The sequence below is a fragment of the Aquitalea sp. ASV15 genome, from assembly GCF_016429115.1.
Lineage (GTDB): Bacteria > Pseudomonadota > Gammaproteobacteria > Burkholderiales > Chromobacteriaceae > Aquitalea > Aquitalea magnusonii.
Genome location: NZ_JAELTZ010000013.1, coordinates 1 through 15,006, shown reverse-complemented (window position 1 = coordinate 15,006; position 15,006 = coordinate 1). Strand labels below are relative to the sequence as shown.

Genomic DNA, 15,006 nt, shown 5'->3' with positions numbered 1-15,006 from the left:
CTTGCGCCCTGGTTACGAAATTCTTTTCTGATCATTACGGAACATCCTGTTTTCAAAATATCAGAGGCCGACAACTGTCGGCTAACCATTAGCCTGCTTCAATCGGCGTCTCCTCCAGGGAGACGCCTACTTCGCGATCAATATGATTTCTGCACCGTGATGCTGGCCGAATTGGGAGCAAGACCAAACATGGTCTGGTAACGGCTGGCATCCCGCTGTGAACTCCACAGCCATTTTCCGACTGCAAAACCACCCAGGCCGCCAGCGACCACATCGGATAACCAGTGTTGCCGGTTAGCAGTACGCCCCAACGATGCTACGGCTGCGACACCATATAGCCAGGGAGCATCATATTCGGAAGCAAAAGGGGTCACGAGTGCGAAATTAGCTGCCGCATGGGTGGATGCAAACGAACTGGAACTACGCGACTCCCCTGCCGGCTGGGTAGACCAGGCACCATTTCCATCACCCGGACGGGCCCTGTTGACCACCTGCTTGATCGCCATATTGCCGGCAACAGAGACCGCGGCGGCCTGCAAGGCAATAAAGCCGGTATTCTGCAGACGTTCATCGCCGAAAGCCATGGCCATACCCGCAAGCCCGGCTCCGATGACCGGTGCTGCGCTGGCACCATCACCCCAGTATTTGAGCAAGCGGTTATGCTGGCCATGTTTCATCAAGCTGTCCCAACGGCTATCCGACAGGGCGGCAATGCCAATCGCCCCGGTTGCCAACAAACTGCCCTGTACCAGGGGTGACAATTCCGGAAACTCGTTGACGGAATCATCGAGCCGCAATTTTACCGCAGGCCACGGCTGAAATGTTTCAATCGGGTTGGCATTTGCCGGGTGATTGATTTCGTCGTTTCTTTCCGAGAAATTACCCAGGCCATCAAAACGTGAGGCATCACGCTGGCTGTTTTCGACAATTCCGTACAAATCGCCCGGACTAGCCACCATCTGACCACCATCTCGGCTCCAGGGTGACAAGGCAAAATTGCCAACCGAGCGGTTATCCATTGTAAGCATGGGACCAAGAGGGATAGAGAAAAATACCCCTTTATCCTGATAGGGAGATCCTGGCTTGCCCGGAGAGGTAATATCATTGGCATTGGTATAGGTATACCAGGCGCCGATTTCAATACCTGAACGGAAGCGTCGTTTCAATTCAAAACGCACCCCTTCGTCCTTGGCCAGAAACTGGCCCGCCCTTGCCGTCGCAGTCATGTCATAGGGAAGGCGATAGTGGACTGACAAAAGCGTTTGCAATGTATCGTAGTGGCGGAAACCCAGGCCGCCATAGATATCTCGCTGGCGCAATGCATCAATACTCAAATCAGCAGACCAGCGCTTGCCTGCCGGAGAATATAATAACTGGCCACCGCTACCGGCAAACATTTCTTCATAGATACCGGCAGAAAATCTTCCATACCAATCCGTCCCCGGCTTGAAAAACTGATTGACCACTGCCTGGTCAATTTTCACCCGGCTACCATTGATATACTCGGCCACATCGCTGCGCACATGTGGCAGCAAACTATTGGAGGCCTTCATATTTTTGGTATTGTTGGTAGCGATCGTAGCGCCGACTTCCGAATTAAAATACAAACCCGAGCCCAGCCGGCGATCATAATTTGCAACCGCTTTCAAATCATACAAATAGGCACCACTTGGGTCATTAAAGAAAAAACTGACCTTGGGCGCAATTTTTATACGATTAAGCAGGGAATCCCGGCTACGCAACTGTACGATATCGCCATCTTCTGACGAGACCACATTGAAATCAATCCCCTCCTGCAGGCCAGCAGCAATCGCCGTAGCCGTCTGGTCATCCTGAACAATCAGATCGCTGGAGTCTGCGGAACGGACCAGTACATATTGATTGAACTGTTCACGATTGATTTTTCCTGCCAGGTATTCCTGCAATTTGGGCAAATTGAAGAATTCATATGTCACCACCGGCATACTCATTTCGGTATGCGTCACCTTGATGGCTTTTGTCTCCAATGGCATGAAGTACAAGGCAGTTCTGACTGCCCGCCCCACGCTGCGCCCTACATTGGAAATACGGGTATTGGTGAGATTAAGGGACAATGTGCCATTGGCGTAGCTACTGCTAACCAGTGCGTAATCTTGTTTTTGCAGTGCTTTGGCAAGCTTGATCTGATACGAATCATCCTCTTGCCATTGCGCAGCGCTGGGTCGCGTGGGCAATTCGGAAGGCGAGTAAAACCCCGGCTCTTGAAATTTGGGGACAAATTCCCGCTCATTAAGCGGGATGTTGACCATGAAATTGATGCTATTGGTGGCATTCTGGTGTGCCACCTGGGTGGATAGCCAGCCCCAGCGGTATTCGATACCGGTACTCACGCCCTTTTTGCGTTGCGAGGCAAAGGTCGATGCGCTGTTAAAATCTTTCTGGTAATTATGCGCATCATACTCGCCAACCAAAGACCAGCTTGGAAAGCGCTCAGGCGTCCAGCGCAGCCCTCCAAAGGCCTTGTCGATCAGGCCACTGCCATAACCCAGGCTGGCTTCCAGCGAACCAAAATTCTTGGTCATGGCAATATAATCTGCTCGCCACAAATTAGTACCAAACAAGTCCAGCCGGCCAAATGCGATGGCAGGCAGATAGCGGCTTTCGGGAAGCAATTGAATCTTTACATCAAAAACCTTGTCCTTGTAGCGACCATATTCACTTTTATAAGGCTCTTCGGTAAATCCGGGAACACCAATCACACCGACATAGCGAAAACCAGCCTGCACCACGGGCAGAAAACTGACTGAAGTCCAGGTTGTACTATATGGCCGGTCAAAACTATTACCCCAGCTCCAAGTCCCATCAGTCCCCGTTAATGCATTTGGCATTTTTATGTAACCATCCTGCCCATCCAGATTGGGTGCGGCCTGTACGCCCCCCACCAACCCCATGGCCATGGCGGTTACAAATAATTTTCTGGCAAAAATGATGCGCATAGAACCTGAAAAATGAGAAAAGCCACCAAATCAGTGGCTTTTGGGCAAAAACGGCGAGACAGACTACAACAACATCAGTGAGATGCTGTGGAGTGGGTGCTGGTGGAGTTGCTGTTGCTCGAAGCAGCGGCAACGATACCTGCAACAGAGGCGCCGATTGCAGCAATCGTACCCAGACCAATCGTTGCGGAGGTCGCTGCAGCAGCACCGACTGCACCTGCTGCCGCACCTGCCGTAGCAGCACCAGCACCGGCTGCAGCACCTGCTGTACCAGCACCTGCACCTGCACCGGCGGCGGCGCCAGTAGACCCGGCGGCAGCACCACCAGCAGAACCCGGAGCGACTGCAGCGGCTTCTTCACCAACAGCAAAAGCAGTTTGAGCAGTACCGAAAGTAGCGAGCAGCGCCAGAAGCAAAATTTTCTTCATATCAAACTCCATGTTTGAGTAAACATTATGCAATGAATGGCCAGCAAGTCAGAACCAGTGGAACTGGCCTACAGCTTCAGGGGAGGGCCCTGCCTGGCAACTTCTTCAAAGTAATCACTATGGCATTGTAATCGACAATCCTGAGCTTAGCAAAAAGGTATGGCAAGCTTTTCAAGGCATTACAAGCTGTCTCGACATGGAAATATCAATTAGCTCAAGACACTCCCCGTCCTTACATCGCTTGTTGTCAGCGCTGGCATGCGGCAAAACACTTTATGGTCAGGCTTTTGCAGTAAAAATAGCACGCCGGGTAAAGAACCAGGAGATAGTGGCATGCCAGACCAAGGGACAGAGATACCAATGAGCAGTTACCAATAATGCAACTACACCACCACCCGCAAGCCGTCATAGCCCACTTCGACTCCCGCTGGGCACAGCGCCGACAGCGCGTGGTACTCCAGCCGGTGAATCATGTGGATCAACACGGTGCGGCGGGCGCCGATGCGTGCCGCCCACTGCAGTGACTGATGAAAGCCCAGGTGCGAGGGGTAGCCATCCATGTTCAGGCAGTCCAGAAACAACACCTCCAGCCCTTGTAGCAGCGCCAGGCTGTCATCCGGGATATGCGACAGGTCGGTCAGCCAGGCGGCATTGCCGATGCGCCAGCCCAGGCAGGGCCAGCTGCCATGTTGCAACGGGATGGGAGTAATGGGCAGGCCGGCATGCTCGAAGGGGCCACTGACCACTTCCGGCAGCAGCACCGGCTTGTCCCACACCTTGGAGGGTGGCTGCAGGGCATAGCCAAAGCGGCTGGTGATATTGTCCATGGTGAAGGCATTGCCATACAGCACCACCGCGCCTTGCCGGACATAGCAGAAGGCGCGCAGGTCATCGATACCGTTGAGATGGTCGGCATGCGGGTGGGTATACAGCACGGCGTCTACCTGGCGGATGCCTTCGCGCAGGGCCTGCTGGCGCAGGTCGGGTCCGGTATCGATCAGCAGACCCAGCTCGCCGCAGCGGATATGGGCCGAGCAGCGGGTGCGGTGATTACGCGGATCGCTTGAGGTACAGGTGGCACACTGGCAACCGATGGCCGGGGTGCCGGAGCTGGAACCGCAACCGAGAATGGTGATTTCAAGTTGACCCGGCTGCAGTGCGCTCATGGCATCAGCCTTGCTGCCCGGCTTGCGGGCGCTGGATCTTGCTGAACAGGCGATAGAAGTTGTCGCTGGTGGCGGCGGCAACTTCTTCGAAGCTGATGCCGCGCAGTTTGGCAATATGTTCGGCCACATGGCGCACATAGGCCGGCTCGTTCAGCTTGCCGCGATAGGGTATCGGGGCCAGATAGGGCGAGTCGGTTTCCACCAGCATGCGTTCCAGCGGCATTTTTTGCGCCACTTCCTTGATCTGCGCGGCGTTCTTGAAGGTCACGATGCCGGAGAAGGAGATATAAAAGCCGATGTCCAGCGCGGCCTGTGCCACTTCCCAGTTTTCGGTAAAGCAGTGCATCACGCCGCCGCATTGCCCGGCCCCTTCTTCACGGAGGATGCGGATGGTGTCGGCGGCCGATTCGCGGGTGTGGATGATCAGCGGCAGGCCGGCGCGCCTGGCGGCACGGATGTGGGTGCGGAAACGCTGGTGCTGCCATTCCAGGTCGCCCTTGCACCAGTGGTAGTCCAGCCCGGTTTCGCCAATGCCCACCACACGCGGATGGGTGGCATGGGCCAGCAGTTCATCTTCGCTGAATTCTTCGGCATCCGGGTCGTCCGGGTGAATGCCGACGGTGGCGTACAGATTGTCGTGGTTTTCCGCCAGCGCCAGCACCTCCGGGTATTTGGGGCGGGAGACGCCGATCACCAGCGCCAGCTCGACACCGTTGTGCTGCATATTGGCCAGCACCTCGGGCAGACGGCTGGAGAGGTCGGGGAAATTGATATGGCAGTGCGAATCGACAAGCATGGTGTGGTATCTGGCTGGCAATGTGCCCGGCCACAGCCGGGCAACGGGATTACATGGTATGGGTGGGGCGGCTGGAGTTGAGCACGCCACCCAGCAGGGTTTCGATCTTGGCCTTGGCCTGGTTGCCGGCTTCTCCGGCCGAAAATTCCACGCCTATGCCCTGTACCCGGCTGTTATTGGCACCGGCCGGGGTGATCCAGACCACCTTGGCCTGCACGGCGATTTTCTGTGGCTCGTCCATCAGGGTCAGCAGCAGGAACACCTCTTCGCCCAGCTTCATGTCCTTGTTGGTGGGAATGAAGATGCCGCCGTTTTTCAGGAAGGGCATGTAGGCGGCAAACAGGGCGCTGCGCTCCTTGATGTGCAGCGATAGCACGCCGGGGCGGCTAAGGTCGGGACGGGTGGTATTTTCCATATGCGCGTTTTCCGCTTTCCTTGTCATGCTGCGTCATGCTGCCACGAGCCGCCATCCACCTGGCCCCTGCATTATAGCTGGCCGACGCTGCCGTGCTGCGGCAGGCGATCAGCCCTGGCGGCCTCCGGCGAAAATCTTCAGATAATCCATCAGCAGCGCTTCCAGCTGCAGCCGGGTATTGAGCGTGTGCTGGCCAAACGGGGCCAGCTGTTGCAGGGCGTCCTGGCAACGCATCAGCGCCACCGGGTCGCAACGCGCCACCAGCTGCTGCAATACCGCTTGCTGTTCGGGATGATAGCGGACAATCCCCGCCAGACTCAAACCAGCCAGATCGTGCAGCCATTTGCCCAGCCAGCCCAGCGGAATGGCCAGCGGCAGCTTCTGCTTGTCCACCAGCTCGGCCAGATTGAGGATGCTGGCAAACGTGGGTTGGCCCAGGCCATCGACAAACTGGCTGCGCAGCTTGGCCAGCACCGGGTCATGGTCGAACAGCGGCGCGCCGCCGTTGTGGGCCAGTTCGGCCTCGGCATTGCTCACGCCCTGCTGGCGCAACCAGTCCAGCGCCTGGGCCGGACTGGGGGCCGACAAGGGAAACTGGCGGCAGCGGCTGCGTATGGTGGGCAGCAGGCGCTGTGCCGCCTGCGCCACCAGCAGGAACAGCACGTCTTGCGGCGGTTCCTCCAGGATTTTCAGCAAGGCATTGGCCGCAGCCGGATTGAGGTTTTCCGCCGGCTCCACCACCACGATGCGCTGCCCGGCACGGTGGGCGGTGAGATGGGCGAATTCGATCACCTGGCGTACTGCCTCGATCTTGATCAGCGGCAGCTTGCGGCCGGGCTTGGCTTCCTTGCCCTCTTCCTCTTCTTCGGTCTGCGGCGACAGGCGGCGGAAGTCGGGGTGGGTGCCATGCTCGAACCAGCGGCAGCCCTCGCACTGGCCGCAGGGCTGGTGATCGGCCTGCAATTGTTCGCACAGCAGCGACTGTGCCAGATGCAGGGCGAATTCCAGCTTGCCGGTGCCGGCCGGGCCGATGAACAGCCAGGCATTGGGCAGGCGTGCGCGCTCGGCATTCAGCCGCTGCCAGTCTTGCTGTTGCCAGGGAAACAGCATCAGCGTTGCTCCAGCAAGGCGGTCAGATGGCCGGCGATTTCCTGTTGCAACTGGGCGATGCTGCGGGTGGCATCCAGCACGCGGAAGCGTGGGTCCTGTGCTGCCCGTTGCAGATAGGCATCGCGCACCCGCTGGTGGAAATCGGCTTTTTCCTGCTCGAAACGGTCCAGCTGGCGGCTGCCGGCCATGCGCTGGCTGGCAACCTCCAGCGGCACATCGAACAGCAGGGTCAGATCGGGCTGCAGGCCCTGCTGCACCCAGTTTTCCAGCACGGCAATGCGCTCGGCCGGCACACCGCGCCCACCGCCCTGAAAGGCGAAGGTGGAGTCGGTAAAGCGGTCGGACACCACCCAGCGTCCGGCTTGCAGCGCCGGGCGGATCAGGCTGGACAGCAGTTGCTGGCGCGAGGCGAACATCAGCAGGGTTTCGGCTTCCAGCGAGACCTGGGTGTCCACCGCCAGCAACAGCGCGCGCACCTGCTCGCCCAGCGGGGTGCCGCCCGGTTCGCGGGTGAATTCAGCCGCGATGTCCTGCGCGGCCAGCCAGTCGCGGATAAAGCCCAGATGCGTGCTCTTGCCGGCGCCGTCTATGCCTTCCAGCGTGATGAAACGCCCGGTGTGCTCAGTCATTGGAGCCTTTCTTCAGAATGTATTTGCGCACGGCCTGATTGTGCTGTTCCAGTGTTTCCGAAAAATAGGAGCTGCCATCGCCCTTGGCCACGAAATACAGGGCGCTGGAGTTGGCCGGATTGGCGGCTGCTTCCAGCGCAGCCTGGCCGGGCAGCGAGATCGGCGTCGGCGTCAGGCCGTTGCGGGTATAGGTATTGTACGGGGTGTCGCGGCGCAGGTCGGCCTTGCTGATATTGCCCTGATAGGCCGTGCCCATGCCGTAGATGACCGAGGGGTCGGTCTGCAGGCGCATGCCCTTGTTGAGGCGATTGACAAACACCGCCGCCACCAGCGGCCGGTCGGCATCCAGCGAGGTTTCCTTTTCCACCAGGCTGGCCATGATCAGCAGCTCGTAGGGCGTGTGATAGGGCAGATCCGGCTTGCGCGCAGCCCAGGCCGCTTCCAGCTTCTGCTGCATGGTGGCATAGGCGCGCCGGTACAGTTCCAGATCGCTGCTGCCGGGGGTGAACAGATAGGTGCTGGGGAAAAACAGCCCCTCCGGCCTGATGTCGTTCAGCCCCAGTTGCTGCAGCAACTGCGCATCGCTCCAGTCGCGCGCTTCATGCACGATGTCGGGATTGCGGTCGATGGCCTGCCGTAGCTGGCGGAAGCTCCAGCCCTCGATCACGGTCAGGCTGGCCTCGTCGGGATGGCCGTCAGCCAGCCGCTGCAGGATGTTCCACATCGAGACCGAGCCATTGAACTGATAGAGGCCGGCCTTGATCTTGCGATCCATGCCCTGCGCCCGCCCCAGCAACATCATGATATTGCGGTTGCGGATGATGCCTTCATCCGCCAGATTACGTGCCACCTGCCCCAGCGTGCGATTGGGGCCGATGGTCAGCTTGTAGGGGGATTGCGGCAGGTCGACCGGGATGATCACCACCCAGCTCAGCCAGGCGGCAACAGTGAGCACGGCCAGCAACAGGATGCGTGGCCACAAGGCAGGGGATTTTCGTCTGGGTTTGGCAGGCACGGCAGGTATCGGCGACAGGGTGATTGGGCAAGGCTGTGATGATACCAGCAAGGGCCGCGCCTGGCATGCCGCATGGGCCGGCTGGCCTTGCCGCGGCCTGCCACTGGCAAAGCTGCATGCGCACCAGCATCACGCTGTCATGACAGCTATAGTAAGCGCTGCACCCGTTGTGCCGACGGCGGGGAACTCCCGGCTCGCCGCCTTCTCCCATGCTGCCCACCCCATACCGGAGACACCTTATGCAAAAACCGTTTTTCCGCCTTGCCTGCGCCATTATCGCCCTGAGCGCACTCAGCCACAGCGCCCTGGCCGAGGAAAACCAGCAACATTTGTTCAATCTGCCGCCGGAAGCCTTCCAGCCCAATCCCAAAGTACCCGGCCAGATGCTTTATCTCAAACCCGGCGCCGACCTCAAGCAGTACCACGCGGTGATCCTGGAGCCGCTGTCCTTTCTGGAAAGACAGCCCGATGGCCACTGGCAGCTGCTGGTCGCCGCGGAAAAAAACAAGATCGATCATTACTACCGCATGAGCATGGAAACCGCGCTACGCAAGGAAAAAATCCAGGTCGTCACCGCGCCGGGGCCGGGCGTGGCCCGCCTGCGCGTAGCGGTGACCGGCTTCCAGCAGGACAAACCCGGCCTGGCCGTCAGCGACATCCTGCCGATCAAGGCCGCCTTCAACCTGGCGCGCTTCGCCACCGGCACCGATCCCTATCTGCTGAAAGTGTCCACCATGGGTCAGCTTGACGACTCGCAGGATCACACCTTGCTGGCTGGCGGCGTCAACCTGCTGGAAAATCCGGGCAGCAAGACCAAGGACGAGGCCATCACCGCCGAGCTGCTGAAAAAGCTGATCAATAGCTGGACTGCCAAGAATGCACGCCAGCTGGCCCGTGCGCTGTCGCCGGCCCAGTGAGCGCATCAGGAACAAACTTTGACAAGCGCTGTAACAATCCGTAATGGATAATTTTTGTCATGTGTTTTATGGTAGTTTGCCCAAGGCCGGTTTTTACCCTCGATGCCGGCCGGACCGCCGGGAATGTCTCCCGCCCAACGTTAAAGGAAACTGCAATGCGCAAATTCGTGATGATGGCACTGTTGACCCTGGCCACTGCCAATGTCGCTCTGGCTGCAGACGCCAGCTGTGATGCCAAGGCGGCCGAGAAAAAACTGGCTGGCGCCGCCAAGACCAGCTTCCTGAAGAAATGTGAGAAAGACAGCAAGGCTGCCGCACCGCAAGCCATGTGCGAAAGCAAGGCTGCCGACAAGAAACTGGCCGGCGCCGCCAAGAACAGCTTTGTGAAGAAATGCGTGAAGGACGCTGCTTCCGCAGCCAAATAAGCAGTAAGGCGGGCGATGACAGCCCGCCCCTCTCCCCACTCCCCACTCCCCACTCCCCACTCCCCACTCCCTACTCCCCTCCTCACCCCGCTTGCCCCTGAGCGCTGCATGCGGCAAAATACATCGGATGATTGGATGAATGAGCATGACCATGAGCAAACTGACACACAGCAAGCGTTCCCTGGTTGATCTGGCGCTGGAGGAACTGGGCCAGCGACTGACCAGCGGCACATGGGCCGTGGGCAGCCGCATTCCCACCGAAGCGGAGCTGGCCGAACAACTGGGCATCAGCCGCAATACCGTGCGCGAAGCCATCCGGGTCTTGCTGTATGCCGGCCTGCTGGAAGTGCGCCAGGGCGACGGCACCTATGTCCGCGCCATCACCAGCCCGGCCGAGGCCATGCGCAGCATCAGCCGGGCCAGCCTGCGCGAGCAGCTGGAAGTACGGGCGGTACTGGAGGAAAGCACGGCCAGGCTGGCAGCCCTGCGCGCCGATGAGCAGGACATTGCCCGGATTGAACGCTGCCTGGCGGTACGCGGCGAACAGCAGCAGTACCCAAACGCCGACGACTTCATTGCACGCGATCTGGATTTTCACTTGGCGATTGCCGATGCCTGCGGCAACGCGGCACTGGCCGAGCTGTACCGCTATTTCTCGCGCACGGTGCAACTGGGCATCCGCTTTTCCATTCAGGACGAGGCCCTGCCCGATCCGGACCTGGCCTCGCATCAGGCCATTGTCACGGCCATTCGACATCGCGATGCCGCAGCGGCCGGCCAGGCAGCCGCAGCCGTCACCGGCCCCTTATTGCAGGCACTGGATGCCCTGCTGCCGCCCAACGCCGGCTGACAGTGGCCAGCTCAACCCCTCTCGCAAAGAAAACCATGTCCCGCACGCCCCCCTCTGCACCGCCCAGTCTGGCGGACGAACTGCTGATCGACGCCGAAATCGATGATGATGGCGTGCAGCAGGCCCCCGTACCCACCACACCACGCTGGCTGCTGGTGGCAGGCCTGGTGCTGATCGGCATCAATCTGCGGCCGGCCCTGTCCAGCCTGGCGCCGGTACTGGGGCAGATCAAGACCGAAATCGGCATTTCCGCCACCATGGCCGGCCTGCTCACCACGCTGCCAGTGCTGTGCCTGGGCCTGTTCGGCCCGCTGGCACCGCAACTGGCACGCCGCTTTGGCAGCGAGCGCAGCATTGCCGCCGTACTCTTGCTGCTGGCGGCCGGTATCGCCCTGCGCAGCCAGCTGGGCCTGCACGGCCTGCTGCTGGGTTCGCTGCTGTCCGGCGCCGCCATCGGCATGATCGGCGTGCTGCTGCCAGGCATCGTCAAGCGCGATTTTCCGCAGCAGGCCGGGCTGATGACCGGCGTTTACACCATGGCGCTCTGCCTGGGTGCGGCGCTGGCCGCCGGCGCCACCGTGCCGCTGGATCATCTGTTTGGTCAACGCTGGCAGGCGGCACTGGCTTTCTGGGCGATCCCGGCCCTGCTGGCCTTCGTCGTGTGGTGGCCACAACTGGGGCAAGGACAGCAGCGCCATGCCGGCCACTGGCAGGTCAGCGGCCTGTGGCGTGAAGCACTGGCCTGGCAGGTCACCGCCTACATGGGCCTGCAGTCCTCGCTGTCCTACATCGTGTTTGGCTGGATGCCGTCCATCCTGATCGAACGCGGGCTGTCGCCGCTGGATGCCGGCCTGATGATGTCGCTGTCCATCATGAGCCAGGTGCTGGCCTCGCTGGGGGTGCCGCTGCTGGCCCAGCGCTGCCCGGATCAGCGCCTGCCCATTGCCTGCGTGATGACGCTGACGCTGGCCGGCTTGCTGGGCATGCTGTATGCCCCGCCAGGCCAGCTCTGGCTGTGGGCCGTGCTGCTGGGCATAGGCCAGGGCGGCGCCTTCAGCATGGCGCTCAGCCTGCTGGTACTGCGCTCGCCGGACAGCCATGTGGCGGCACACTTGTCGGGCATGGCCCAGGGCGTGGGTTATACCATCGCCGCCGCCGGTCCGCTGGCAGCCGGCATCATCCATGATGCGGCCGGCAACTGGCGGCCAGCCGGCTGGCTGTTTGGCGGCATCGCTGGCGCTGCACTGTGTTTCGGCCTGCTGGCCGGACGCCAGCGCCTGCTCCGGGCCAGGGCCGTACGGCTGGATTGAGCACGCGCCCGGGCGCACCGGCACTAGCCGGTAGCGCAGGCCGGGCAGCGCGCGGCAGCGGGGGGATTGTCAGTCCTGCTAGGCTTGCGGCCGGGTCACCACACCATAACGCTGCCATAGGGCCGGCAGGGTATGCAGGCTGAGCGGCAGCGGATGGTCGTGCAGCTGCAGGGTGGCGGGCAGCCGTGTGGTATCGCCATCCCATTGCCCCAGGCCGGCGGCGGCCACCGTGGCCAGATCGCGGTCGTCCACCACGGCCAGTTCGCCGGCAATTTCGATAAACAGCTGGCCTTCGGGCGTCATGAAGGCGGCACGGGCCTGCACGTCGTCATCACACGGCAGTGTCTGCCATGTGCCATCGACCAGTCGTGCCACCAGCGGCGCGGCATCCAGGCTGACAAACACCTTTTGCGGGCCGTTCTGCACATAGTAGCGGCCATGTGCGTCGCGGCTGTAATTACGGTTGAAAAATGCCACCATGCCTGCATGCGTCAGGCGCTCATCACGTATCCACCACTGCCCGCGTCCATCCAGCCGCAACCAGCCAAACACCGCCGGCACATTCGGCCACTTGGCCATGGCGGCCAACACTTGCGTATCCATCTCTCCACACTCCTTGCGGGCTATCCTGCCCGCCTTGTTATGGGCTCACTGCCCTGCGCGCAAAATCGCCAGCGGCGAAGCGCGTGCCACCCGGCCGACCAGCGGCCAGCCGGCCAGTGTCACCACCACCACACCGCAAGCCATGCCGATGGGCAGCAAGTAGAAATTGACACTCCAGGGCAGATTGAACAGCTTGCCGGCAGCAATGCCGCCAATGCCCATGGCGCCCAGCGCCGCCAGCAAGCCGGTAAACGCGCCCAGCCAGGCCAGCTCGGCCAGCACCACGGCGCGCAGCTGCGCGCGCGAGGCCCCCAAGGCACGCATCACTGCGATATCGGACAGCCGCTCGTCACGGGTGGCGGCCAGCGCCGCCCACAACACCAGCACACCGGCAGCCAGCGCCAGCACGAACATGGCCTCGATGGCGCGGGTGAGCTTGTCCACCATGGCGCGCACCTCGTCCAGAATAGCGCTAACGTCGATAATGGTGATATTGGGGAAGGCCGCCACCAGCCGGTTGGCAAATTCTTCCTGTGCGCCTTCCAGCCGGAAACTGCTGATCCAGCTTGCGGGCTGCTGCTGCAATAGCGAAGGCGGTGCCAGCACAAAGAAATTCACCCGGAAGCTGTCCCAGGCCACGGCGCGCAGGCTGGTGACGCGGGCACGATAGGTGCTGCCGCCAATATCAAAGGCCAGCGTGTCGCCCAGCCGGATGCCCAGCGTGCCGGCCAGCCCCTGCTCCACCGAAAACTGCGGCTTGGCCTTGCCCTGCCACCAGCTGCCGGCCACCAGCCGGTTGCCCTGTGGCAGATCATCCCGCCACGACAGGTTGAACTCGCGTTCGGCCAGCCGCCGGGCGCGCTCGTCGGCCAGGGCGGAGGGGCGCAGCGGCTTGTCGTTGATGGCAATCAGCCGGCCGCGAATCATCGGTGACAGCTCAGGCTGCTGCAGCCCGGCCACGGCAAAGCGCTCGCGCAATGCCGCCCGCTGATTCTGCTGGATATTGATGACGAACTTGTTGGGGGCATCCGGCGGAATGCTGTGCTGCCAGGCAGAGATCAGGTCGTCGCGCACCACGGTCAGCGTCAGCAGGGCCATGATGCCCACCGCCAGTGCCACGATCTGCACGATGGCCAGCCAGGGGCGGCGCGCCAGATTGGCCACACCATAGCGCCAGCCGGTGCGCGGCGCGGCCGGCAGCCGCCGCAGCAGCCACAACATGCCCCAGGCCAGCAGCGCCACCACGGCGAAAAAGGCGGTCATGCCGGCCAGCAGCCAGGCCGCCAGGCTGACATCGTCCATTTGCCAGGCAGCCAGCGCCAGCAAGGCCAGCAGCGCCGCCAGCGGTGCCAGCAGATTGCTGCGCACCAGCACCACATCGTTGCGCAGTACCGCCAGCGGCGAGACATTGCGGATGGCCAGCAGCGGCGGCAAGGCCAGGCCGGCCAGCAACAGCAGCGAGGCGGCCGGTCCCAGCAGCCAGCTATGCCAGCCGGGGTCGGGCAGGACTTCGCCGACAAAACGGCTGCTCAGCTGCATCAGCCCCAGCTGCACGACGTAGCCGGCCAGCGCCCCCAGTGCACCACTCAGCAGCCCCAGCAGCAGGAACAGGCAGACAAACAGCCCCAAGACCTCGGACGAGGTCAGCCCCATGCAGCGCAATACCGCCACCGGCTGCCAGTGCCGCGCCAGATAGCGCCGTACCGCCAGCGCCACGGCGGCGGCGGCCAGTGCCACGGTCAGCATGGCGGTGAGGCCGAGGAAACGGCGTGCCCGCTCCAGCGCGGTGCGGATTTCCGGGCGCGCTTCTTCCACATTCTCCAGCCGGCTGCCGGCAGGCAGATGCTGGCCCAGCCACTGGCGAAAGGCGCTGATCTGCCGGTCGTCTCCGGCCAGCATCAGCCGCCAGCGGGCGCGGCTGCCTTCCTGGATCAGGCCGGTGGCGGCCAGGTCGGCACTGTTGAACATCAGCCGCGGCACGAAGTTGTACAGGTCCATGGCCCCGTCCGGCTCGCGCAGGATTTCGCCGCTGAGCAGCAGCGAGCTATTGCCGACGCTGATGCGATCACCCAGCTTCAGCCCCAGCTTGCGCAGCAGGCGGGCATCGGCCCAGGCGGTGCCGGCAGCCGGATGCAGCACACCCGTGCTTGGCTGCCCGTCCGCACCGCGCACGGTCATTTCACCGCGCAGCGGATAACGGTTGCTGACCGCCTTGTAGGTGGCCAGCGTAGCCTGGCCCTGGGCAAACACCATGGAAGGGAAACTGATATTGTCGGCCAGCTGCAGCCCGCGCCGCTGCGCCTCCTGGCGAATGGCTGCCGGTGCCGGCTGATTGCCATTGAGTACCAGATCGGCTGCCAGCAGCTG

The 15,006-nt window shown here is 61.6% G+C and carries 14 protein-coding genes; 4 read left to right on the top strand and 10 right to left on the bottom strand.

Annotated elements, in window-relative coordinates; genetic code table 11:
• Window positions 1–137: 137 nt before the first annotated feature.
• From JHD64_RS07670 to mltG, 8 genes are all read right to left on the bottom strand, one after another.
• The gene (locus tag JHD64_RS07670; protein WP_199052841.1) at window positions 138–2,975 is read right to left on the bottom strand and encodes a YjbH domain-containing protein; all 2,838 of its coding nucleotides are present in this window, start codon (window positions 2,973–2,975) and stop codon (window positions 138–140) included.
• Window positions 2,976–3,049: 74 nt separating this feature from the next.
• Complete coding sequence (locus tag JHD64_RS07665) at window positions 3,050–3,436, bottom strand: hypothetical protein (RefSeq protein ID WP_199052840.1); 387 nt, start codon at window positions 3,434–3,436, stop codon at window positions 3,050–3,052.
• Window positions 3,437–3,786: 350 nt separating this feature from the next.
• Window positions 3,787–4,569 carry an MBL fold metallo-hydrolase gene (locus JHD64_RS07660; RefSeq protein WP_199052839.1) on the bottom strand — a complete coding sequence of 261 codons (783 nt, stop codon included), beginning with the start codon at window positions 4,567–4,569 and terminating at the stop codon, window positions 3,787–3,789.
• A 4-nt stretch (window positions 4,570–4,573) separates the two neighbouring features.
• A complete protein-coding gene (locus tag JHD64_RS07655) occupies window positions 4,574–5,365 on the bottom strand; it encodes a TatD family hydrolase (RefSeq protein WP_199052838.1) in 792 nt (263 codons plus the stop codon).
• A 49-nt stretch (window positions 5,366–5,414) separates the two neighbouring features.
• Window positions 5,415–5,780: a PilZ domain-containing protein gene (locus JHD64_RS07650; protein WP_059286493.1), complete on the bottom strand. Its 366-nt coding sequence runs from the start codon at window positions 5,778–5,780 to the stop codon at window positions 5,415–5,417.
• 108 nt (window positions 5,781–5,888) lie between these two features.
• Complete coding sequence (locus tag JHD64_RS07645; protein ID WP_110313765.1) at window positions 5,889–6,890, bottom strand: DNA polymerase III subunit delta'; 1,002 nt, start codon at window positions 6,888–6,890, stop codon at window positions 5,889–5,891.
• Window positions 6,890–7,519 (bottom strand): dTMP kinase, encoded by a 630-nt coding sequence (gene tmk, locus JHD64_RS07640; protein WP_059286492.1) that lies wholly within the window; start codon window positions 7,517–7,519, stop codon window positions 6,890–6,892. Before tmk ends, JHD64_RS07645 begins: the two co-directional genes overlap by 1 nt.
• Window positions 7,512–8,501: an endolytic transglycosylase MltG gene (mltG, locus tag JHD64_RS07635; RefSeq protein WP_199052837.1), complete on the bottom strand. Its 990-nt coding sequence runs from the start codon at window positions 8,499–8,501 to the stop codon at window positions 7,512–7,514. The genes tmk and mltG overlap by 8 nt, the downstream gene beginning before the upstream one ends.
• A 272-nt stretch (window positions 8,502–8,773) precedes the next feature.
• Here mltG and JHD64_RS07630 point away from each other — a divergent pair, with 272 nt between their 5' ends.
• The 4 genes from JHD64_RS07630 (at window position 8,774) to JHD64_RS07615 (ending at window position 12,036) form a co-directional block, all read left to right on the top strand.
• Window positions 8,774–9,451, top strand: a complete 678-nt coding sequence (locus JHD64_RS07630) for a DUF3313 domain-containing protein (protein ID WP_158527765.1) — start codon at window positions 8,774–8,776, stop codon at window positions 9,449–9,451.
• A gap of 155 nt (window positions 9,452–9,606) precedes the next feature.
• Complete coding sequence (locus JHD64_RS07625; protein WP_199052836.1) at window positions 9,607–9,876, top strand: hypothetical protein; 270 nt, start codon at window positions 9,607–9,609, stop codon at window positions 9,874–9,876.
• A 151-nt stretch (window positions 9,877–10,027) separates the two neighbouring features.
• The gene (locus tag JHD64_RS07620; protein WP_199052835.1) at window positions 10,028–10,726 is read left to right on the top strand and encodes a FadR/GntR family transcriptional regulator; all 699 of its coding nucleotides are present in this window, start codon (window positions 10,028–10,030) and stop codon (window positions 10,724–10,726) included.
• A gap of 35 nt (window positions 10,727–10,761) precedes the next feature.
• Window positions 10,762–12,036 (top strand): MFS transporter, encoded by a 1,275-nt coding sequence (locus JHD64_RS07615; protein WP_199052834.1) that lies wholly within the window; start codon window positions 10,762–10,764, stop codon window positions 12,034–12,036.
• A 78-nt stretch (window positions 12,037–12,114) separates the two neighbouring features.
• Here JHD64_RS07615 and JHD64_RS07610 read toward each other — a convergent pair whose 3' ends face one another.
• Window positions 12,115–12,639: a DUF2946 family protein gene (locus tag JHD64_RS07610; RefSeq protein WP_110313760.1), complete on the bottom strand. Its 525-nt coding sequence runs from the start codon at window positions 12,637–12,639 to the stop codon at window positions 12,115–12,117.
• A gap of 45 nt (window positions 12,640–12,684) precedes the next feature.
• A partial coding sequence (locus JHD64_RS07605; protein ID WP_199052833.1) for an ABC transporter permease occupies window positions 12,685–15,006 on the bottom strand: 2,322 nt, incomplete at its 5' end.